The organism is Pseudoalteromonas sp. SG45-5 (assembly GCF_014164085.1).
GTDB classification, from domain to species: Bacteria; Pseudomonadota; Gammaproteobacteria; order Enterobacterales; family Alteromonadaceae; genus Pseudoalteromonas; species Pseudoalteromonas aliena.
This window is the reverse complement of record NZ_JACJEM010000015.1, coordinates 1-22,737: the sequence shown is the minus strand read 5'-3', so window position 1 is coordinate 22,737 and position 22,737 is coordinate 1. Positions and strand designations below refer to the sequence as shown.

Here is a 22,737-nt window from a genome sequence, read left to right as displayed (position 1 = left end):
TAAGGTTATGCGAATATGCAAAACGAGTTAGTATTATTACATGGTTGGGGAATGAACCAGGGGGTGTGGCAGTTGATCCAGCCAGAACTTGAGTTTTTATATTCAGGGGGTGTACGCAGCCTTGATTTACCCGGATTTGGCAACAGCGCTACTTGCCCAAGCCCTTATACATTGCACGATGCTGCAGCACTTTTAAGTGAAGAACTAAAGCCACAATCAATTTTAATGGGTTGGTCATTAGGTGGCTTATTTGCTTTATACATTGCTAAGCATTGGCCTGACAAAGTATCGAAAATAATATTAGTGGCATCAACACCATTTTTTGTAGAACAAGCACATTGGCCTGGTATTAAAGCTAATGTGCTGGATCAATTTAAAGAGCAGCTAGTTAATCACCGAGAAAAAACCATAGAGCGCTTTTTAGCTATTCAAGCTATGGGAAGTGAGTCAGCACGGGAAGATATAAAGCAACTTAAGCAATTGCTAAATAGGTACGGCGCTCCTAATGCTGAAGCGCTTATTGCTGGTTTAGATATTTTGCAAAACGAAGACTTACGTGACTTATTCACTCGTTGTCCGGTTTCTATTAAAGCAATATTTGGGCGTTTAGATGCACTAGTGCCGTATCGAGCGATTTCAGAAATGTTAGCACTAAATCCTGAGTTTGAATACGAAATACTCGATAAAGCATCGCATGCCCCATTTATTTCTCATAAAAAAGAATTTTTATCTATTGCTAAATCAATGCTTTAAAATTGAACTAAAAATAGCACCGTTTAAAGCTTTATTTTGTGCATAACCTGAGCGATAATTAGACAATGTTTATTTGGTGGAGGTTTTAATATGCCAATCGGATCTGTATTTAATAACGGTGTTGAAGGGTTTAATCGTGCTAGCCAAGGTGTTGAAAAAGCCAGTGCTGAGATTAATCGAGCCACTATTGAACAGCAAGACGATGCGCAACTAGCGCAGCAGCGTCAGCTTACTGCAGCACGTCCTGAAGAAGCCATAACAGCTCCAGTAGCACAGCCAGCTCGTATTGATGAAGCACTCGTTAACTTAAAAGTTGAGGAGTTTAACGCTAAAGCGAATACGCAATCAATTCAAACGGCTGATGATGTACTGGGTACATTAATTGACATTAAAGTTTAGTTTATGAATATTGTCACGCCATTTCCGTCTATCAATATAAACACTGCAAATGTTTATACGGAAACCGCACGGCGTGACAACCAACTGCGAGAAGTTATACCTGCCCCTGCATCAAATAGTGCGAGTAATACAGAAACCAAAGCGCAAAGCGACGCTGAAAAAGCAAAGCTACCTGGCGGAAGTGATGGTGCAACGTATGACGCAACCGGAAAAGTTATAGACGAAAAATCAGTTCAGCAACGTGATGGAAACTCTGAGAACCCTGATGGCTCCGAGCAAGAAAGCGATTCAAGTGAGCAAAAAGAATCTGAGCAAGAAGAGCAGCAGTTAGAGCAAGAACAATTACAAATTAAAGAACTTAAGGCTCGAGATACAGAGGTAAGAATACACGAGCAAGCACATGCGTCTGTTGGCGGCCAGTATGCTGGCTCACCAAGTTATGAATATCAACGTGGTCCCGATGGCTCTAACTACGCCGTTGGCGGGGAAGTGCAAATAGATGTATCAGAAATACCCGGCGATCCACAGGCGACTATTGATAAAATGCAGACGGTGCGCGCAGCAGCGCTTGCGCCTGCAGAGCCTTCAGGAGCTGATCGTTCAATTGCCGCAGACGCTACGCAAAAGTTAGCAGCAGCCCAAGCAGAACTTGCACAACCCAAAAGTGAAAATGACGAAAAAACAAAAAATATAGCAAAGGCTTCATTTTCTAGTAATGAGAATAACGACGCTGAAATAACCAAAAGTGATGAGCCTACTCGCAATGTAGATGTTGAAGCACGTGCAGGGCGTATTGCAAGCTTTTATCAAATGGCCACTTCTCCCGCGAGTCAAAGTAGTTTTTCAGCGTTAAGTTAATAATTTCGTAAAAGTAACCACAAAAAAACCGCTTACGCGGTTTTTTTCGTTTTAGTAATAATTCATCAGTAGTACGAGTATTATTTTTTCACTTTAGCGTTAGCAAATGCATCAGCAAACGCATTTCCCATTAAGGCGTTACCGTTATCACGTCTTGTCTTGGCAGCTCGAGGTTGTGAATTATTAGTGCGTGTTTGTGGCTTTTGCGAAGCTGTTGGTTTATTACTGCTAGTATCAATATCGTCATCTAAGCGCATAGTAAAGCTTATACGCTTACGAGAAGCATCAACTTCGACTACTTTAACTTTTACAATATCGCCAGCTTTAACTACTTCACGCGGATCGGATATAAATTTATTAGTAATTGCAGAAATATGCACTAAACCATCTTGATGAACACCTACATCAACAAATGCACCAAAATTGGCAACGTTAGAAACTACACCTTCCAAAATCATACCAGGCTTTAGATCGCTAATTTTTTCAACGCCAGCTTTAAACTCAGCTGTTTTGAATTCAGGGCGAGGATCTCGACCGGGCTTATCAAGTTCAGTAATAATATCGGTAACCGTTGGTAGACCAAATTTTTCGTCAGTGTAGTCGTTGGCTGCAAGTTTTGTTAAAAAATCACTATTGCCAATTAAGCTATTTACATCAACACTATTATGCTCACAAATACGCTTAACAATTGGGTAAGCTTCAGGGTGTACTGATGAGTTATCTAGCGGATCGCTACCATTATTAATACGTAAAAAACCTGCGGCTTGTTCAAATGCTTTTGGCCCTAAACGCTCTACTTTTTTAAGCTCACTACGTTTAGTAAATGAACCGTTAGTATCACGATAATTTACAATATTCTGCGCTAAGGTTTTGTTTAAACCAGAAACACGTGTAAGCAATGGTACAGACGCCATATTTAAATCTACGCCAACTGAGTTTACACAATCTTCTACAACAGAAATAAGGCTTTGCCCTAATTGGCTTTGCGATACATCGTGTTGGTATTGGCCAACACCAATTGATTTTGGCTCAATTTTGACAAGTTCAGCAAGAGGATCTTGAAGGCGGCGCGCAATAGAGACAGCCCCTCGTAAAGAAACGTCTAAATCAGGGAATTCATTAGCGGCAAATTCAGATGCCGAATATACCGATGCACCGGCTTCGCTCACCATAATTTTATTAAGTTTAAGTTCTGTGTTTGCTTTCATCAGCTCTGCAACTAGCTTATCGGACTCGCGTGATGCAGTGCCGTTACCAATCGCAATTAACTCAACCTTATGTTGGCGACAAAGCTGCTCTAACGTACGCAACGATTTATCCCAGTGGTTTTGCGGTGCATGCGGGAAAATAGTTTGTGTGGTGAGTAGTTTACCTGTGCTATCTACAATCGCAATTTTACAACCAGTACGCAGGCCTGGATCAAGTCCAAGCGTAGTGCGTGGACCTGCAGGGGCTGCCATGAGTAAATCTTTTAAGTTTTTAGCAAATACATCAATTGCGCCAGTTTCGGCTTTTTCACGCATAGCTGCAAAAAATTCATTTTCTAGGTGCAACCCTAACTTAACTTTCCATGCCCATTGAACAACGCTTAAAAGCCAAGGACTTGCCGCTTTATATTTAATATCTAAACGGTAATGCTCTGCAATCATGTTAGCGCATAATTGAGCTGGGTTTTCAGCACTCGGCTCAGGGTTAACACTTAGCTGTAGTATGCCTTCATTGCGAGCTCTGAGCATTGCAAGCGCACGGTGTGAAGGAACTTTTTTTAGAAGCTCTTGGTGCTCAAAGTAGTCGCGATATTTTGCGCCAGCTTGTTCTTGGCCTTTAATTAGCGTGCTCTCAATCGCCCCATTTTGGCTAATATGGCTTCTAAATTTAGCGAGTAGCTTAGCGTCTTCCGCAAAGCGTTCCATTAAAATAAATTTAGCACCATCAAGAACTGCTTTTATATCAGCAAAGCTTTTCTCTGCATTGATAAATTGCTCAGCTTGTTGCTCAGGATCTAGATTGGGGTTTTTAAAGAGCGCATCGGCAAGTGGCTCTAAACCAGCTTCAATTGCTATTTGGCCTTTAGTGCGTCGCTTTGCTTTATATGGGAGATATAAATCTTCAAGCTCAGTTTTACTTTGGGCAGTAGTAATATCAGCCTTTAGCTCAGCGGTTAATTTATTTTGAGATTCGATAGTTGATAAAATAAAGCTACGGCGTTCTTCAAGTTCACGTAGGTAGGATAAACGCTGCTCTAAAAGGCGTAATTGGGTGTCATCTAAACCACCGGTTACTTCTTTTCGGTAACGGGCAATAAAAGGAACTGTCGCGCCTTCATCAAGTAACTTTGTTGCAGCAACAACTTGGTGTTGCTGTGCATTTAGCTCACCGGCTAAACGTGCAGAGATATCGCTCATGCAAAAACCTTTTTAAACAAAAATAAGACCAGCTAACGTAGTTAACTGATACGGCTAATTGCTTGAATAATATCACAGGAGGTTGTAATAAAAAGCTCTTAAAGCAAGCTATTTCACTTGCTTTAAGATGGTTGGCTCGGGGGGAGTATTATGCTGTCAAAAGGACCCTTAATGAGGGTGCTCTATGTTTTCTAATACTTCACTGAATGAGTGAGCAATAGGGCTAATATGCAGTGGAATATGCAATGTTTTAGCAATTTGACGAGCCGAGATTAAGCCGCAAATTTCGTTATTAGCTGTAGTAACTAATAAGAACATAACACCTTGATGTTCCATAGTTTGCAGCGCATCACCAATACATGAGTAGCTTAAGCTTTGCATGCTTACCCCCATCAACTGGCTGATGGGTGTCATTATATGGCGTAGACTAACTTCGCTACGGGGGGTATTTAAACGTTGGGCAATAATCGTAATTTTTGAGCTTTGCAAATCAGCGCTAGAAACAATGCCAACCAATTTATGAGTATCATCAGTGACCAAAATAAAATCAGACTGTTGGGCATTAATTTGCTTAAGTGCCGACTCAATTGTTGTTTCGTGTTGTGCACGCACAGGTATTTTTTGAGTAAAGCTGTTTACTACTTTTAGTGCTGGAGAGGTTAAATCAATTAATGGTTGCTCATCTACAAATGTGCTAGCAATAACGCCGTGAGAAATATTTTGAGTACGCAATTCTTTAAAGTTAGACATAATAGTCACCTTATTAGTTATAAAATTTAATCAATATTTAAAACAATGAGTTAAATTGAATAGCTAGGTGGTCCACGCTGATAAGCCGTGCTAAAAGGTCTGTCTAAAATTGAACTCTCGTAAAACGAGTGCGTGTCTTTAGGGAGTGGTTGAGGCGCCTTAAAGGAAGTAACATTAACGAAAGAATCTGCGTCAAGGTCTAGGTTTACTTGGTCAGGAACATCACAAGCAATAAAATGATTAGAGGTTGTTACATGATCTAAATTAGCTTCGGTAGCGTTGGCGTGCAGCGTTAAGCTTACACCCATTAAAAGTGCAAACAATACGGCATTACTTAATATGCGCTGTACTACGTTTGACATAACGACGACCTTAACTAATCTCAAATTAAAACATCATAATTATACCAATTTTATTAAAAACATGATCATTCTAGTGTATTAAATAACTCACTAACTACGTTAAAAATTATTTATATAGAACAACTATGTATCATAATTTTAGCCTTGTTATTGAGCTATTTTCTTATCGCTATAATAGATCACTAATTTAATGCAATTGGTATTAGAATAAATTCATTTATAGCTTATTGGTATAATTTAAACAATCAAAAGTTAACATGATCTGAATCAAAACCTACGATATATTTTTTTGATAATCAATAGAATTTATATACCACTCCTTTTTACCTTGTGGCGTCATTACTGCAAAATCGTCATCAACCTGTTTTTTAATTAATGCACGTGCCATCGGTGAGTCGATAGAAATATAGTCCTTACGGTCGTAAATTTCGTCAGGCCCTACAATTCTGAATTTTTTAATGTCGCCTTGCTCGTTTTCAATTTCGACCCATGCGCCAAAAAAAACTTTTCCATCTTGAACGGAGGAATAATCAATAATTTTCAGGTCGGGAATGCGTTTGCGCAAATAACGCACGCGGCGATCTATTTGGCGTAGTAATCTTTTGTTGTACTGATAATCTGCATTTTCAGAACGATCGCCTAGGCTTGCTGCCCAGCTCACTATTTTTGTAACTTCAGGGCGTTTTACATTCCATAAATGATCGTGTTCTTGTTGCAGCTGTAAGTAGCCTTCGCGGGTAACTAAATTTGTTTTCACGGTATATTCTTTTTAAATGCTCATGTTGGGCAAGGTAATAAAATTAGTAAAATTTGTCGAGTTTAAAATTTTTGAAATGTTCAGTAACAATCTAAGCGGGTAATTAGTTTTGATTATTAGGTTTTTCATTTATATTAACCAGTAATTGGATATAAAAATAAGAAAGAGACAATGGGACACGAAACCACAAAAGTATTGGTTGTTGATGACGACATGCGTTTACGCAGTTTGCTTGAACGTTATTTAGTAGAGCAAGGCTTTATCGTTAGAACCGCAGGTAATTCAGAGCAAATGGATAGGCTCCTCGAACGTGAAAATTTTCATTTAATGGTGCTCGATTTAATGCTCCCTGGTGAAGACGGTTTGTCGATTTGTCGCCGTTTACGTCAAAAAGAAAATGAAATCCCTATTGTTATGCTCACCGCTAAAGGTGACGAAGTAGATCGTATTATCGGCCTTGAATTAGGGGCTGATGATTACATTCCTAAGCCGTTTAATCCTCGCGAGTTGCTTGCGCGTATTAAAGCTATTTTACGCCGTCGCGCAAAAGAAGTGCCGGGCGCTCCCGCCGCAGAAGAAAATCTAATCGCATTTGGTAAATTTACGCTTAACTTAGCAACGCGCGAAATGAGCGAAGGCGATAAAACAGTTTCTTTAACGAGTGGTGAGTTTGCTGTGCTTAAGGCGCTGGTATCTCATCCGCGAGAGCCGCTTAGTCGAGATAAACTAATGAATCTAGCGCGAGGTAGAGATTACAGTGCGCTTGAGAGAAGTATTGATGTGCAAGTATCTCGACTTCGTCGGATGATCGAAATTGATGCCGCTAACCCGCGTTATATCCAAACTGTATGGGGTTTGGGTTATGTGTTTGTGCCGGATGGTGAAAAGTAATTTATATGGGGATGTTTCCACGCAGTGCATTTGGGCAAACGGTTTTTTTAGTAGCAGCATTGCTGCTAATAAACCAAATCGTGTCTTACGTAACAGTGAGTTTATATGTTGTAAAGCCGACTATTGAGCAAGTTAATTTAATGCTCGCCAAACAAATTAAAACAGTATTTATTGATTGGGAAGATGGCGTAGAGATCAATGATGAGGTTTCAGAAAAGTTTTTTGAGATCACAGGCATAGAAGTCATGACTCAACGAGAAGCTATGCGTAATGGACTTGGTCAAAGTCGCGAGTACTCAGGGTTATCACGGAGTATGTCTGAGCAGCTGGACGGTTTTTCGCGAGTAAGAATTAGCCAAACTGGCCCGCTGATATATTGGGTGGAGGCTCCACAGGCCCCTGGTTACTGGGTAAAAGTGCCATTAATTGGATTTAAAGAAAATAATCTAGAGTTTTTAACTTTTTACTTATCAAGTATCGGATTTTTAAGTGTGCTAGGTGGTTGGCTGTTTGCTAGGCACTTGAATCGCCCTTTAAAAGCATTACAACAAGCGGCGATTAAAGTGAGTGTAGGGGACTTTTCAACTAAAGTAGGAGAGCAAGGTTCCACAGAAGTAATTGAGGTAACGCGAGCATTTAATCAAATGTCGCGCGGTATTGCTGAGCTTGAAAATGACCGTCGATTATTAATGGCGGGTGTGTCTCACGATTTACGTACGCCGCTCACTCGTATTCGTTTAGCGACTGAAATGATGGCAGATACCGATGAATTTTTGCGTGACGGAATTATTTACGATATTGAAGATATGAACGGCATTATTGATCAATTTATAGAGTACTTACGCCACCATAAGCGTGAAGAACTTATTTGCGAAGATATTAATGCTTTAGTGGCGGAGGTTGTGCACTCTGAGCTGCAGCATCAACGTTTAATTACATTTAAGAGTAATCCTAATATTGGTAAAATCCCGCTCAGTATAGTGGCAATTAAACGCGTTATAACGAATATGATAGGAAATGCTCGACGCTACTCCGAAGGGGATATTGAAGTACTTAGTTACTTTAATTCAAATAAAAAATATGCAGTTATTGAAGTGAAAGATAATGGGCCAGGGATCCCTGAAAGTGAACTTGAATCAGTGTTTGAGCCATTTAAGCAAGGTGATGCCGCGCGTGGCAGTGAAGGCAGTGGTTTAGGTCTTGCTATTATTAAGCGAATTATTGATATGCACGATGGAAAGGTCAAACTTTCTAATCGGCCTGAGGGCGGATTAAGTGCGAAAGTTTATTTGCCTTTAAAGCATATTAGTCCAAAAGAATAACTAACCTGAGCTCTGGTTAAGAGATTTTCAGTGAAAGCAAGGCGAATTTACGCGTCAATAGCTGGCCTATTGCAAATAAATTCAACGCGGTTAGCGCTGAAAATAGTTGCTCAAGATCGATTTATTATCCAGAGTTCAGGTTAACTATGATGTGGATCATTCGTTATGCTCTATATTGATGCCTACGCTGCCAAAAAGGCATGCTCGACCAACGTTGTTCTTGATGATAAAAATAGTGCTGGTGATGTAAATAATGACGCCATATTTGCTCTATTTGTTGCTGATAGGTTTTATTAAAGTGCTGTTGTATATCGTTATCGATAACTTTTAGTATATTTGATTTTTGAAGCAGTAATGCCAATTGCATCGCGCTTGCCATTGCGTTAAAAATCCCCTGCGATGATAAGGGATCAAAGCTCATAGCTGCATCACCTAATGCAGCCCATTGTTGACCAGAGAAAGTATTTAAACGTGTTGAGTTAGCGCTTACAATGCCTTGTAGATCTAATGTTTCTTGATTGTTATCTAATAACTTTGCTAGTGCTGGTTGCTGTTGAGCATGTTGAATAAAAAACAATGGATCGCGATGCAGTTCTTTAGGAATGAGATCTGAATCGGTTTGAAAGGCTAAAACACGACGTTGGTTTGGAAGTGGCGCACTATACCACCAGCCACTCTCAGTTGAGACAATATCACCCAATTTATTTTCACTGTTATCAGCTAGCGTTGCCCAACATGATATTAAGCGATCATTTTGCTGACGATTAGTGTATTTTTTGGCGAAATGAGCTTGACGACCTGTCGCATCAATAACGAATGGACATGCTATATTTGTTTCTTGCGCTGTGCTTGAGTCTGGATCGGAATTAACAAGGGTGATATGCCACGAATTTTCTTGGTATTGACTGTTGCTTAGTTTGACAGGCCAAATGCACTCTACACCACGCTGCTGAGCTTTTTCACGTAAAAAAAGTTCGAACTTTTTACGATCGAGCCTCCAGCCGAATCCATCGGTATTACTAAGGTTATCTGCAATGTGACGTGCCTCTTGACCCCAACTTATCTTTATTCCGGCATTATGCAAATGATGGGGAAGTGCGATATCTGTTTCTAATAGGCCTTCAAACTCGTCTAATAAATTGAGCTGTTGTAAAATCCGTTTTGCTGCGGGTGCCAAACACTCTCCAATACGTTCCTCAGGAAATGCAGATTGATCGATGAGTGTTACTTTATAAGAGTCACATAAAGCAAGCGCAGCAATACAGCCAGCCACACCTGCACCAATTATTACAACACTGCTTTTAAATTCATCGCTTTTAATCATGAATGTTTCATCGCTAGGTTGAGCGTACTAGGCAAATCGAGAGATAAAAGAATTATAATATTCGATAAGGATATGGCGTTTTCATTGCTGGATTTATCCAGCTTGTGATTAATGAATAAGAACGTTGATTTTTCTTTGTTAGCCACGGCGAATATTCCTTTCTCAGCGATTGAGATGTTTATATTGAATAAATATGGTATTTAGCTACCAATTTTTGAAGAATATTGACAAAGGGTAGGTGATGCACTTAGAGAAATCTATTACAGAGTATTACAGCGGCTAACATGATGTTTAGAATGGATGAGTTTTTATGCCCAAAATTCATTTAAAGCAGATGAGCATTTAAGTTTATTTTTCTCTAACCAGAGATTTCAGTAAATTTAACGCAGTTAGCGCTGAAAATAGCTGTGTGAGATAGATTTATTATCCACAGTTCAGGTTAATTATAGAGCAAGGCTTATAGGCAAGATATCAGGCAGAAGTAAATCACTACTTAAACCAGCTGCAGTAAATTTACTGCAGCTGATTCAATATCCAAGATACTTATTACATCGGCGCTTTAAAGTGCTTTAAAGCGAATCGCGACACCGCCACTAGTAGCAAGCTTAAGCGTTAGTTTATCGCTTGCAGTAACAATACGTTTTTCTATAGTTAAGTCGTATGGTTTATTTTTCCACTCTGCATTTTGACCATCTTTATAAATTTGCGCTTCAAACTTTTTACCTTGCTCTAGAAAGTCTAATGGTACTGTCATAGTACGAGCTTTTTCGTCGGTGACAGCGCCTAAATACCAGTCATTTCCTGAGTACTTATCACTTTTTCGCTCTTTGCGTGCAAACACAATAAAGTCGCCAACTTCACCATCAAGCGCAATGCTTTGCTGCCAATCTGTGGGTACATCTTGAATAAATTGAAATGCATCAGGTTTAGCTAAATAGTTTTTAGGTAAGTCGGCCGCCATTTGAATTGGGCTATATAACACCACATAAAGTGCCAGTTGCTTAGCAAGCGTAGTTTGCGGCCGATTAGTATCGTCACCTAGGCCATTAAAGCTCATATCAAAAATACCAGGGGTAAAGTCCATTGGACCTGCTAGCATACGGGTAAAAGCAAGCATTGGTACGTGTTCTGGTGGGTTTGGAGGCGTGCCCCATGCATTAAACTCCTGTCCGCGTGCACCTTCGCGGGCAATCCAGTTTGGATAAGTGCGACGAAGACCCGTATCTTTAATTGGTTCGTGGGTGTTAATACTAATTTTATGCTTAGCAGCTAGCTTTACGTTATAAAGATATTCGTTAACCATAAACTGGCCATCGTGCCATTCATGGCGAGCTATTCCGTTTTCGTCGATACGTTTAATATTTCCGCCATCGGCTACGTAGCCTGTTTTTACTTGGCTTACATTTGATTTTTCGTAAAGAGTAAACGCATCCTCCATTTGGTTGCGATAGTTACTTACACTGCCGGATGTTTCGTGATGACCAATGAGCTGCACGCCTTTTTCTTTACCATATTTAGTAAGCGCGGCTATATCGAAGTCGTCATAAGGTTGGGTAAAGCTAAATACATCGCCATTAGAAAACCAATCGCCATCCCAGCCAATGTTCCAACCTTCAACTAACACACCATCAAAACCATATTGTGCTGCAAAGTCCATGTAGTATTTAGTTGTTTGAGTGGTCGCGCCATGTTTTTCGCCGCTCCCCCATGTTTGGGTATTTATATGCATCCCCCACCAAATACCAACATATTTACCAGGCTTAACCCAAGATACATCGCCTAATTTATTCGGCTCATTTAGGTTTAAAATAATGTCAGAGTTAATTAAATCTACGGCACTTTCACCCATTTGAATCGTGCGCCATGGCGTAGTAAATGCCCCTTGCTTTTTAACTGCAATCCCATCTGACCAAGGTGTTAAATCAGCCTGAAATGTACCTGGGCGGCGCTGATTAAGTACCATTGCTGCGTAATCAACAAGGGCAGCTTCGTGGATACTAAAATGTATGCCGTCTTTATTTTTAAAAGTAAATGGCGTGTGTACTAAAGCCGCATCATTTAGCGGGGTGGTGTTATAAACATACTCATAACGGTTCCAACCACGAGCAGGGATCCACCATGCCGTGGCATCGTTACTATTGGTTATAGCAAATTCGGTCAGTTCTTTTGTTATTTCTATGTTGTCAAAACCAGCCTGTTTTGGTACTTCGTATCTAAAGCCAACACCATTGTTAAATGCTCTAAACCTAACGGTAAAAGTGCCGCCTTGAGGCTGCGTCTTGTTAAATGTTACGGTAATCTCATTATGATTATCGGTAACAGTTTGGCGTTCACCCCAAGGTAATTGCCATTGTGTATCTATAGTGCGATCTTGAGTTTTGGTGATTTTAAAGCCCTCACTAAAAGGGGCTTGTTGTTTAAATTCAAATCCAAGAGCTGAGTTGTTTATTACGGGCTTATTCTTAAAATCAATAGAGTAAGTAGGCGTACTTTGTTCATCTGATATTATAATTTTTATATTGCCGTTAGGAGATTGCAGCGTAGCTGTCTGAGCAAAGCAACCACTCGAAAAAGCTAAAAGTAAGAGTGCTGATGTTCTCATTGTTGATCCTTGGGTGTGTCAGTGTGAATCAACCAGCATAAAGGCAGTTGTTAAGGAATACGACTTTCTACATACGTATTCAATGTTATAAAAAAGAGAAAGAAATTATCAAGCTACTCGGTCTATAATGTAAATAAATTGAAAATAAGAATTAGGAAGCTAATGATCAAATTTTTCGTCTTTACCATATTAATGGTCTCAAGCTGGCAAGCCGCAGCAGTTAGCATAATAATTAAAAATACAAAAAATGAGCCCATAGCTAATGCTGTTGTATGGTTAACTGCAAAAAATACCTCAGAGAAAATTACTTTACCCAGTACACCTTATCTAATGAGCCAAAAAAATAGAGAATTTACACCGCGTATTTTAGTCGTTCCGCAAAATGCCAAAGTGGAGTTCCCTAATGCTGATTCTATTATGCATCATGTTTACTCATTTTCTGAGGCTAAAACATTTGAATTAAAGCTTTATAAAGAGCAACCTAAAGCACCTTTAGTGTTTGAGCAAACAGGCGTTGTTGAGCTTGGTTGTAATATTCACGATTGGATGCTGGGCTATATAGTTGTGGTTGATAGCACTATTTTTGCGATTACTGATGACACTGGCAAGGTTGAATTAACAGCGGTAGCAGGCGAGTACAAATTAAGTGTATGGCACTCTGGGTTTGGCGATATCAGTAATGTTGAATCAGAACCTGTAACTATAAGCTCAACACCACTTACCTATAAAGTTAAGCAGGCAATAATTGAGCAAATTGACTTCGTCACGGATGAATTTGATGATTACGAATAATTTTTTTAAGGCAACATTGTTAAGCTGTGCCGTCTTGTTTTGCTGCGCATCGAATGCACAAGTAAAAGGCTTATTACAAATTAGAGCTGTACAAGGTGATAACGTGCTTAGTTGGCAAGAAGGAGGCATTGGTTTGTATCGCCACGATACTCAAAGTGATGAGCTTACTTTGTCCCAAGGTATTTTAGATTTTAGTGTTGATTTAGCATCTAGCTGGTCGGCTCATGGTGTGTTAAACGCTAATCAAGATCCTGACGTTGGCTTGGGGTTTACGCAAGCTTATGTAAAGTATCAGCCACTCTCTAACAGTGATTATAAATGGCACGTGCGCGTAGGTGGCTTTTACCCGCTGATGTCGTTAGAAAATCCTGATATAGGCTGGACTTCTCCTTATAACTACACAAACTCAGCTATTAACAGTTGGATTGGTGAAGAAGTACGTACTGTTGGTGCAGAAGTAACTATTAAGCGCCCAGCTAAACGCTTTAATAGCGCACATAGCTTTAGTGTTGTAGGCGCTACATTTAAAGGTAACGATCCTGCTGGCACGTTATTATCTTGGCGTGGTTTTGCATTACACGATAGACAAACTACATTTAACGAAAGTATTAAATTTGCGCCTATAACGGCATTAAATGCATACGAATTACGTTGGCAGGCTAATCAGGTTTTACCATTTGAAGAAGTAGACGGGCGTTTTGGCTATTACGTGGGTATGCATTGGGATTACTTAAAACAGTCACAATTTCGAGTGTATTACTACGATAATAATGGCGATCCCACTAAGGTGAATATTAGTTCTGGGCAGTATGCATGGGATACCCGCTTTGTGAGTGCTGCGTGGTTATATAAATTTAGTAAAAAAACACGTTTAATTGCACAAATACTTAATGGCAAAACGGCAATGGGGGGTAACTTACTAATAAATAATGCCTTTTATAGTCATTATGTAATGCTCAGTCATAAAGAAAATAAACACAGGGTGTCGTTACGTTACGATTATTTTAAAGTAACTGACAACGACACCACTGCGTTTGACCCCAATGCAAGTTATGGCGAAGGGTTAACAGCAACATGGCGTTATGACCTTAGTAAAAAAATACAACTAGGGATAGAGGCGTCAGCACTTAAAAGCTTTGCTGCAAATAGGGCGGCAATAAACTTTAATGAACGAATCTCGCAGCAACAAGTAATGTTAAACGCGCAATGGCGATTTTAAAGCATAAAAAAGGGGAGCTTATAAAAGCTCCCCTTTTAGTTTAATAAAATGGGTATAGATTATTTTTTATCAAACGCGCGTTTCATGTAGTTAGGTGTCGCGAGTGCGCCATGATGAATACCACTGTTGTAGTATTCACTTTGCTCGGCTATTTGTGCTGCGCCGTCTTCTCTAAAACCGTCAAATGCTTGTGATTTACGTGCAAGTGTTACCGACCATAAACCACTTGGGTAAATTGGTTGCGGGAATGGCAGTGTTTGTAAATCGTTAAAGCCTACGCTTAACATTGCTTCGCGCATTTCAACTAATAATGGCATATGCATAAGTGGTGATTCACTTTGTTGCACTAAAATACCACCTGGGCGCAGTGCATTTAAACAGCTTGTATAAAATGCATGATTAAACAAACCTTCGCCTGGGCCTACAGGATCTGTGCCATCAACAATAACCACGTCAATGGATTCGCCAGCCGCTTCGCGCATATATTTAATACCGTCGTCAAACATCACTGTTGCACGGGCGTCGTTGTTAGACTCGCAAAGCTCTGGGAAGTACTTTAACGACATTTGCGTAACTACTTCATCTATGTCTATTTGCGTTACAGTTTCTACGCCTGGGTGTTTTAATACCTCGCGTAAAGTACCGCAGTCGCCACCACCAATAATAACCACGTTTTTAGGGTTTGGGTGTGCTAAAAGTGCAGGGTGGCTGATCATCTCATGATAAAAGAAGTTTTCGCGGGTTGTTACCATAGTACACCCGTCGATGATCATTAAATTACCAAAGTCTGTGGTTTCAAACATTTCTACCTTCTGAAAAGGAGACTGTTTTTCATCTAACTTTTTGTTAATACGTAATGAAAATGCGCTGCCATCACGGTCGCTAATTTCAGTAAACCACTTACTTTGATCTAAATTTGCCATAGTTGCTATTACACTTTTTAGGTTGAGTATGAAAAAGGGGCAATTCTGCCAGTGCTTGGCGTTTTGCTCAACGACATTTTAACTGATTTAACGAATAAAGTTAGTTAGGAGTGAGTGAAAGTTCAATTTTTGTTAGCCTAGGAGATCATGACGTATTAAAATGCGCCTTTATACCTAATTGATTAAAGAAGAGTTGCCATGACCTGGGGTTTAGAAACAGCACGCGCTACTTATAACGTTGCTCATTGGAGCGATGGTTATTTTGATATTAACGCACAAGGCGAACTGGTGGCTTACCCTGATGGCGACCAAACAAAACCGGCCATTTCTTTAACGCAATTAACTGAGCAGTTTAAACAACAAGGTTTAACGTTGCCGGTTTTAGTGCGCTTTACCGATATTTTACAAAACCGTGTAGACACGCTCACAAATGCATTTACGCAAGCACGAGCAAATCGTCAGTACAATGGTAAATACACCTGCGTTTACCCAATTAAAGTAAATCAGCAGCGCTCCGTAGTCAGTAAACTATTAGCGCACCCAAGCGGACTTGTTGGCCTAGAAGCAGGCTCAAAGCCAGAGCTGATGGCCATTTTGGGTGTAGCAAAAGAGCCAATTACTATTGTGTGTAACGGCTATAAAGACAGTGAGTTTTTACGCTTAGCGTGTATTGGTCAAGCAATGGGGCACAGCGTAAAAATTGTGGTAGAAAAGTTGTCAGAATTGACCACACTACTTGAAGAAATAGACAACCTAGGCATTGAGCCTGCTATTGGTATTCGCATTCGCCTAAATTCAGTCGGTAAAGGCAAATGGCAAAATACCGGTGGCGAAAAAGGTAAATTTGGTTTAACAGCGGGTCAAGTGCTAAGCGCTGTTGAAGTGCTTAAAAAGCATAACAAATTGCACTTGATGCAAATGGTGCATTTTCATATTGGTTCCCAAATTGCCAATATTCGCGATATTCACCGCGCTTTACGTGAATGTGCACGCCATTTTGCTGAACTTACGCAATTAAATGTACCGCTAAATACGGTTGATGTGGGTGGCGGTTTAGGTGTTGATTACGAAGGCTCTGGCTCACGCAGTGCGTGTTCGATGAACTACACGGTTGAAGAATATGCGCGTAATGTAGTGAATGCATTTGCCGAAGTGTGCGACCAGCATAACCTTACGCATCCGGCTATTATCACCGAGTCAGGTCGCGCATTAACCGCCCATCATGCCGTGTTAATTACCGATGTTATTGATGTAGAAAAAGCGCCAAATTATTTAAATCCAGAAGCACCGCTTGAAAACAGCGCATTAGTACTTGATGAAATGTGGCAGTGTTTACAGCGTTTAAATCCGCGTATGGCGCTAGAAATTTATCACGATGCTATGCACCTATTTAGCGAGGCGCACGATCAATACGTGCATGGTTTAGTGAGCATGGTAGAGTGGGCGAAAATAGAGCAGCTTTACTTTACTATTTTACACCGCGTACGTGCATCGCTTAGTAATAATGCGCGTGCTCATCGAGAAGTGCTCGATGATTTAAACGAAAAGTTGGCTGATAAGTTGTTTGTTAATTTTTCATTGTTTCAGTCATTGCCAGATGTGTGGGGTATTCAGCAGTTATTTCCGGTTATGCCAATCGAAAATTTAACTCAACCATTGACGCAACGTGCGATTATTCAAGATATTACCTGTGATTCTGACGGGCAAATCCGTGAATACGTTGAAGGAGCGGGTATTGAAACCAGCTTACCAATTCCAGAATACAAGCACGGTGAGCAATATCATATTGCCATGTTTATGGTCGGGGCGTATCAAGAAATTTTAGGTGATTTACATAACTTGTTTGGCGATACTGATTCTGTGCATGTGGAGCTTAACGACGATGGTTATGTATTAACCAATGCCATAAAAGGTGATAGCGTTAAGGATGTATTAAAGTTTGTTGACTATGATAGCGCCATTTTAGCCGATAACTTTGCGTATCAAGTTAATAAACTTGATGTATCGACGCAGTGTAAAGAAGGTTACTTAGCTGAGCTTAATGCAGGCCTTGAAGGCTATACTTATTTTGAAGATTAATTTGTAAGCAACTTAAAGCGCAGCAATAAAGTTGCTGCGCCATGTTTAAAGGAAGTAGAAGTAATGTCAGTTATTCGCGGTGTACTTAGTATTATTTTGTACGCAATAAACACACTCTTTTGGTTTGTACCTATCTTTATTTGTGGGCTTATAAAGCTTATTCCAATCAAGCCATTACAAAAAATAATGAGCTGGGCTGCTAAGCAATTCGCAACTGTTTGGGTTACCTTTAATAGCTTAAATCAAAAGTTGTTTACGCCAACAAAACTTAACGTAAGTGGCCTTGAAGATCTTAAGCTAAAAGATTGGTATTTGGTTATTGCAAACCACCAAAGCTGGGTCGATATTTTAGTATTGCAGCGCGTATTTAATCGTAAAATTCCATTTTTAAACTTCTTTTTAAAAAAAGAGCTTATTTACGTGCCTATTTTAGGATTATGTTGGTGGGCGCTTGATTTCCCATTTATGACGCGTACCAGTAAAAGCCAATTAAAAAAGAATCCTAAGCTACGTGGCAAAGATTTAGAAACAACGCGTAAAGCTTGCGAAAAATTCAAAGAAATGCCGGTAAGTGTGGTTAACTTCGTGGAAGGTACGCGTTTTACAGCGTCCAAACACAAGCGTCAAGATAGCCCATTTCCACACTTACTCAAGCCAAAAGCGGGCGGTATCGCGTTTGTAATGCAAGCAATGGGTGAGCAAATAACTAAAGTAGTTAATGTCACCATTCATTACCCTGATGGTATTCCTACTTTTATGGATTTTGCTGGTGGCAGAGTAAAAAATATTAACATACACGTGGAAGTAAGGCCGGTAAGCGAAGAGTTAATCGGTGACTACACCGGTGACTCTGAATTTAGAGTGCGCTTTCAAAGTGAACTAAATCGTTTATGGGAAGACAAAGAGCAAACATTACAATCGCTTGAAAACATCCCTAAATAAAAGGTAAAAATATGAGCTTACGGTTATGCTAAAAAAATGGTTACCAAACTGGCTTAACGGCTTAATTGTAGGCTGTGTATTGTTTTCTAATGTCATACTTTTTGGCTCACTGGTATTAATGCTGGGCCTTATTAAGTTATTGCTTCCTTTATCTATTGTTAATTCTATATTGCATAGCGCTTATCGTGGTTGGTGTAACGGCAATCGTTTAGGGCTTTGGTTAGGTTGTCCGAATATTGTGGTTGATATTAGTGGCGATTTAAACTCAAAAAGCTGGTATTTACTGATCTGTAATCACGCAAGCTGGTTAGATATAACCGTACTTAGCTCATTACATGCATTGCCAGCTCCTAAGTTTTTTTTAAAAGATGAGCTCAAATACGTGCCCTTTATAGGCACTGGTGCGTGGGCTATGGGTATGCCGTTTATGAAACGGGTAAGCAAAGCACAACTTGCTAAAAATCCTAAGCTCAAAGGGCTGGATGTAGAGCGTACCAAGCATAGCTGTCGTAACTTTCGTCATCACCCAACAACTATCATTAATTTTGTAGAGGGTACACGCTACACGCCAGCTAAGCATAGCTTGCAACAAAGTCCCTTTAAACATTTACTAAAGCCTAAAGCTGGCGGTATTGCTTTTGCACTTGAAGTGTTGGCCGATCAATTTGATGCCATGCTCAATACAAGTTTAGTTTACAGCGGTAAAACCGATCATGTTTGCCGTAACTTGTTAAAAGGTGAATTGGATTCTATTTATGTGTCGATTGAGGTTATCCCTATTGATGAGAAAATGCAGGGCAGTTATCAAAGTGATGACGTATTTAAAGCCAATTTTCAACATTATGTGAATGAACTATGGGTTACTAAAGATCAGCAACTTGCCGATATCTATGCGCAACAAGACTTACCAGAGCCAAAAATCAGTAAGGAAATTGAAACACTATGACCAACACACACCTGCAGGAGTTAATTGCTCCTTGGTTTGAAAAAGTACCCGATGCAAATTTTCTTAGCTCAATTACCGCCACAGCAATCGGGGTATGCTCTTTACTCATTTTATATTTGTTTACACGTCGTTTAATGCTGCCAGGCATTCAAAAGGTCGTCACTAAATTGTCTCCTGAGCGTATTGGCGCACTTTCTCCAATGTTAACCAAGCTCAACAAACGCATTGCAGGGTTGCTTTGTTGTGTTTTGTTTTTAGCGACTTTCGACAGTGTTTATCCGGTTAACGAATTGGCCGCCGAAATATTAAAAACGGTAGGGCAGGCTTTATTAATTATCTACGTTGGCTTTATTATAAGCAGCATAGTGAGTATTGCTGGCGCTATTTATAACCAGCTTGAATTTGCCCGTGAAGTGCCTATCCAGGGTTTAATTCAGGTTGTTAAGCTCATTACCTTTATTGTATGTGGCATTTTAATTGTGAGCATAGTGCTGGAAAAATCGCCTACCTATATTCTCTCTGGTTTTGGCGCAATTGCGGCGGTTACATTATTGGTATTTAAAGACACTATATTAGGCTTTGTAGCGAGCATTCAAATTGCTGCAAATCGTTTGGTAACGTATGGTGATTGGATCCAAGTAGAAAATTATGGCGCTGATGGCGAGGTGATTGATTTAGGGTTAAATACCGTAAAAGTGCGTAACTGGGATAATACCATCACAACCATTCCTACTTATATGTTGGTGGCGGGCTCGTTTAAAAATTGGCGAGGCATGCAAGAATCCGGTGGGCGACGTATTAAGCGTTCACTTAATATTGATATGAATAGCATTTGCTTGGTGGGTGACGAGTTTAGAAAGCAAATTAACGCTGCAATCCCGCTACACGAATATATTCGCATCACCACATTGCCCGATCCTGTCTCTAACTTGGGGCTATTTCGCCGCTATGCCGAAGGCTATTTAAAGCAACACAGCAAAATTAATACCTCACTTACCTTAATGGTACGAGAGCTACAACCACTTAATCATGGTTTACCGATTGAGTTTTATTGCTTTAGTGAAGATAAACGCTGGATTTCGTACGAACACTTACAAGCCGAAATAATGGATCATTTATTGGCTGTATTGCCTATTTTTGGGTTACGAGCTTATCAAAGTGTTAGCGGGCAATTAAGCCCACCAACAAACACACCGCAAATAGATAAGCCTAGTATTAAAGTGCCCAATAATGCTGGCCAAGACCCACAGCAATAAATACGATTAATAGCCACCAAATAGGTGGCTTTTTAAATCGCAGCCATGCAAACGCGAGTATCACTAAAGCTACTTGCCAAAGGTTATGCACCGCCGAAGTCCAAATTGGCGAATACAGTGCCGCCGCTAAAAAACCGACTACTGCCGCATTAAGCGCTGCAATTGAGCTTGCAAAGCGTGGCTTACTTGCCAAATTAAGCCAGCTCTTCTGAAATGCCAAAATAAGTAAAAAGCCAGGCATAAATATAAGCAGTGTAGCTATAAGTGCACCCATTAAAGGCTGCTCAGTAGTAAGTTGTGCGCCTAAGTAAGTAGCAATAGTAAACATAGGTCCAGGCACAGCTTGCGCGCTCGCGTAAGCACTTAAAAACTGATCGTCAGTTAACGCAGGGACACCTGCTTGTAATACTGGTAACACTACGTGCCCGCCGCCAAATACCATTGCACCTGCTTGATAAAAAGGCGCAAACAAAGCAAATTCTTGACCTAGAGGAAAAAAGCTAACGGCTAGTAGTAGTGCAAAGGGTCCCAGTGCAATCCAATTGATGTTATTTTTTTTACTACTCGTATTTTCTGTTTCAGTTGGTGAGCCGAGTTTTAATAAAGGCCATATAGCACCAGTAATTGCAGCGGTTATTAAAATAGCGATTTGTGTACCAAGCATCGGAAACAACACCAAAGCAAGTGTACTCATTACCGCAAGTAGCTTAAGTGTAATACTAGTACAAAAGCTTTTAGCCATACTAAACGTGGCATCAGCCACAATAACAACGGCAAATAATTTTAAGCCTGCAATAATAGCAAAGTAAACAGCGTCAAACTGATGCACACTGATAGCCAGCAGCATCATTATTAAAAACGAGGGTAGCGTAAAGCCTAAAAACGCAGCTATACCACCTAATGCACCAGCCCGCTCAACACCAATCGCAAAACTAACTTGGCTAGAACCAGGCCCTGGCAGTGCTTGGCTTAAACTAATAAGCTGCGCGTAACGGGCACTAGTTAACCAATTTAATGTATCTACAAAGTGGCGCTTAAAGTAACCCAAATGCGCAGCTGGGCCGCCAAAGCTCATGCACCCTAGTAAAAAAAACTGTCTAAAAATAGCAAACAACATTGCGCTCATATCCTTTGTGAAATTCATTAAATTGTCACAAGGGAGTATGACATTTTTATTAAAATGGCACATTAGTTAGCGTATATAACTTAAAGTGCACTGCTTTAAATTGAATAAGCCTATTTTTATCTGTCAGGCGTGGCTAATAGGGCTCGTTATGGATACACCTCTAATTCAGAGAGCAAACAGCGAAAGCTAATACATTAAACCGCATTTACCTCAGTAAACTTTAAGCCTTTCAGGTTATGCTGTTTCACCAAGTCATGTAGGCCGCCCTTTTGATCTGTACAAAAGGTGAAAATACCGGCTCCCTTAACTTTGAATAATCCACCCTGTTGTATAGCACCTTTACTGAGGACTAACTTTTTAAAGCGCCTTACCCTGTTAACACGGCCATTTTTTAAATTTAACTCTGTATGCTCTTCATTAATAGCTACTTGCTGACCTAAGATATTTAATGCAAACCAACTCTCACCATTTAAGTTTAATGGTAAAAACTCACAAGAACTCTTTAACGTAAGCTCAAATACTTTTTGTAAAGCAATAGGTATAGCGAGCGACATAGCCCCCCATCCAGCTATATCTGGTTTGTTAGTCGGGGTTTCACCTTCAACTACCAACCAATCAACATCTACAGGACGCCAATTATCATTTTTTGGCGTACCGTCAAAAGTAAAAATATCGTTGTTTGTTAACTGCATAGATTGCTCAAACATCGTTTCTTGTAAAAGTAGGTATTCACCTACATTAACGCTAACAGCGTAGATTTTATCAAAATTTTCCATTAAATTACCTTAGGGTCTGTTGATCTTTGCGGATTAAAATTTGTTCAAACTAGGGGCTATTTAATCGCGGCGCGAGGTTTGTAACCTAGTGGGCTAAGTAAAAACCGAGCAACAAAGAGTAAATAGCCCTTAGGAAGAACCCTTTGGGCAGCGCCTGTTTGGCATTAATGCTACGTTATCGCCCATTTATGGGGAATAACCACACTACATAGGCTCTGCCTTGCCTAAATACCAAACAGACTGCTGCAAATTTAA

General features: G+C 40.1%; 20 protein-coding genes. 11 read left to right on the top strand and 9 right to left on the bottom strand.

Features of this window, described 5'->3' with window-relative positions:
* Nucleotides 1-15 precede the first annotated feature (15 nt).
* The 3 genes from bioH to H5119_RS06555 all read left to right on the top strand — a co-directional run bounded on the left by bioH (nucleotide 16) and on the right by H5119_RS06555 (nucleotide 2,010).
* Nucleotides 16-753 (top strand): pimeloyl-ACP methyl ester esterase BioH, encoded by a 738-nt coding sequence (gene bioH / locus H5119_RS06565; protein ID WP_182701660.1) that lies wholly within the window; start codon nucleotides 16-18, stop codon nucleotides 751-753.
* 90 nt (nucleotides 754-843) lie between these two features.
* Nucleotides 844-1,152 (top strand): hypothetical protein, encoded by a 309-nt coding sequence (locus H5119_RS06560; protein WP_077536355.1) that lies wholly within the window; start codon nucleotides 844-846, stop codon nucleotides 1,150-1,152.
* Nucleotides 1,153-1,155: 3 nt separating this feature from the next.
* Nucleotides 1,156-2,010: a putative metalloprotease CJM1_0395 family protein gene (locus H5119_RS06555; protein WP_182701659.1), complete on the top strand. Its 855-nt coding sequence runs from the start codon at nucleotides 1,156-1,158 to the stop codon at nucleotides 2,008-2,010.
* A gap of 80 nt (nucleotides 2,011-2,090) precedes the next feature.
* Here H5119_RS06555 and H5119_RS06550 read toward each other — a convergent pair whose 3' ends face one another.
* The 4 genes from H5119_RS06550 to greB form a co-directional block, all read right to left on the bottom strand.
* Complete coding sequence (locus tag H5119_RS06550; protein ID WP_182701658.1) at nucleotides 2,091-4,415, bottom strand: Tex family protein; 2,325 nt, start codon at nucleotides 4,413-4,415, stop codon at nucleotides 2,091-2,093.
* A 168-nt stretch (nucleotides 4,416-4,583) separates the two neighbouring features.
* Nucleotides 4,584-5,165 carry a CBS domain-containing protein gene (locus tag H5119_RS06545; RefSeq protein ID WP_182701657.1) on the bottom strand — a complete coding sequence of 194 codons (582 nt, stop codon included), beginning with the start codon at nucleotides 5,163-5,165 and terminating at the stop codon, nucleotides 4,584-4,586.
* Nucleotides 5,166-5,215: 50 nt separating this feature from the next.
* Entirely contained in the window at nucleotides 5,216-5,527 is a 312-nt protein-coding gene (locus tag H5119_RS06540) for a hypothetical protein (protein WP_077536351.1), read from the bottom strand.
* Nucleotides 5,528-5,801: 274 nt separating this feature from the next.
* Entirely contained in the window at nucleotides 5,802-6,284 is a 483-nt protein-coding gene (greB, locus tag H5119_RS06535) for a transcription elongation factor GreB (protein ID WP_077536350.1), read from the bottom strand.
* Between the two features lie 171 nt (nucleotides 6,285-6,455).
* Here greB and ompR point away from each other — a divergent pair, with 171 nt between their 5' ends.
* Together ompR and envZ are read left to right on the top strand one after the other, a co-directional pair.
* On the top strand, nucleotides 6,456-7,175 hold the full coding sequence (ompR, locus tag H5119_RS06530; protein WP_077536349.1) for a two-component system response regulator OmpR: 720 nt from the start codon (nucleotides 6,456-6,458) through the stop codon (nucleotides 7,173-7,175).
* Between the two features lie 5 nt (nucleotides 7,176-7,180).
* Nucleotides 7,181-8,497, top strand: coding sequence for a two-component system sensor histidine kinase EnvZ (gene envZ, locus H5119_RS06525; protein ID WP_182701656.1), 1,317 nt, complete (start codon nucleotides 7,181-7,183; stop codon nucleotides 8,495-8,497).
* Nucleotides 8,498-8,660: 163 nt separating this feature from the next.
* Here the strand turns inward: envZ and H5119_RS06520 are convergent, their stop codons facing one another.
* Together H5119_RS06520 and H5119_RS06515 are read right to left on the bottom strand one after the other, a co-directional pair.
* Nucleotides 8,661-9,821, bottom strand: a complete 1,161-nt coding sequence (locus H5119_RS06520) for a tryptophan 7-halogenase (RefSeq protein ID WP_182701655.1) — start codon at nucleotides 9,819-9,821, stop codon at nucleotides 8,661-8,663.
* Nucleotides 9,822-10,380: 559 nt separating this feature from the next.
* Complete coding sequence (locus tag H5119_RS06515; protein ID WP_182701654.1) at nucleotides 10,381-12,423, bottom strand: glycoside hydrolase family 97 protein; 2,043 nt, start codon at nucleotides 12,421-12,423, stop codon at nucleotides 10,381-10,383.
* 162 nt (nucleotides 12,424-12,585) lie between these two features.
* On the opposite strand from H5119_RS06515, the gene H5119_RS06510 reads away from it, so the two are divergent.
* Nucleotides 12,586-13,215 carry a methylamine utilization protein gene (locus H5119_RS06510; RefSeq protein WP_182701653.1) on the top strand — a complete coding sequence of 210 codons (630 nt, stop codon included), beginning with the start codon at nucleotides 12,586-12,588 and terminating at the stop codon, nucleotides 13,213-13,215.
* Nucleotides 13,202-14,434: a hypothetical protein gene (locus tag H5119_RS06505; RefSeq protein WP_182701652.1), complete on the top strand. Its 1,233-nt coding sequence runs from the start codon at nucleotides 13,202-13,204 to the stop codon at nucleotides 14,432-14,434. The genes H5119_RS06510 and H5119_RS06505 overlap by 14 nt, the downstream gene beginning before the upstream one ends.
* Before the next feature lie 59 nt (nucleotides 14,435-14,493).
* Here the strand turns inward: H5119_RS06505 and speE are convergent, their stop codons facing one another.
* A complete protein-coding gene (gene speE, locus H5119_RS06500) occupies nucleotides 14,494-15,357 on the bottom strand; it encodes a polyamine aminopropyltransferase (protein ID WP_182701651.1) in 864 nt (287 codons plus the stop codon).
* A gap of 198 nt (nucleotides 15,358-15,555) precedes the next feature.
* Here speE and speA point away from each other — a divergent pair, with 198 nt between their 5' ends.
* The 4 genes from speA (at nucleotide 15,556) to H5119_RS06480 (ending at nucleotide 20,580) form a co-directional block, all read left to right on the top strand.
* Complete coding sequence (gene speA / locus H5119_RS06495) at nucleotides 15,556-17,436, top strand: biosynthetic arginine decarboxylase (protein WP_182701650.1); 1,881 nt, start codon at nucleotides 15,556-15,558, stop codon at nucleotides 17,434-17,436.
* A gap of 63 nt (nucleotides 17,437-17,499) precedes the next feature.
* A complete protein-coding gene (locus H5119_RS06490; protein WP_182701649.1) occupies nucleotides 17,500-18,378 on the top strand; it encodes an acyltransferase in 879 nt (292 codons plus the stop codon).
* 25 nt (nucleotides 18,379-18,403) lie between these two features.
* Complete coding sequence (locus H5119_RS06485) at nucleotides 18,404-19,324, top strand: acetyltransferase (protein WP_182701648.1); 921 nt, start codon at nucleotides 18,404-18,406, stop codon at nucleotides 19,322-19,324.
* The gene (locus H5119_RS06480; protein WP_077536340.1) at nucleotides 19,321-20,580 is read left to right on the top strand and encodes a mechanosensitive ion channel family protein; all 1,260 of its coding nucleotides are present in this window, start codon (nucleotides 19,321-19,323) and stop codon (nucleotides 20,578-20,580) included. The genes H5119_RS06485 and H5119_RS06480 overlap by 4 nt, the downstream gene beginning before the upstream one ends.
* Here the strand turns inward: H5119_RS06480 and chrA are convergent.
* Together chrA and H5119_RS06470 are read right to left on the bottom strand one after the other, a co-directional pair.
* Nucleotides 20,540-21,697 (bottom strand): chromate efflux transporter, encoded by a 1,158-nt coding sequence (gene chrA, locus H5119_RS06475; RefSeq protein ID WP_182701697.1) that lies wholly within the window; start codon nucleotides 21,695-21,697, stop codon nucleotides 20,540-20,542. The two genes, H5119_RS06480 and chrA, sit on opposite strands and share 41 nt — an antisense overlap.
* A 203-nt stretch (nucleotides 21,698-21,900) precedes the next feature.
* The gene (locus tag H5119_RS06470) at nucleotides 21,901-22,482 is read right to left on the bottom strand and encodes a hypothetical protein (protein WP_182701647.1); all 582 of its coding nucleotides are present in this window, start codon (nucleotides 22,480-22,482) and stop codon (nucleotides 21,901-21,903) included.
* Nucleotides 22,483-22,737: the final 255 nt, after the last annotated feature.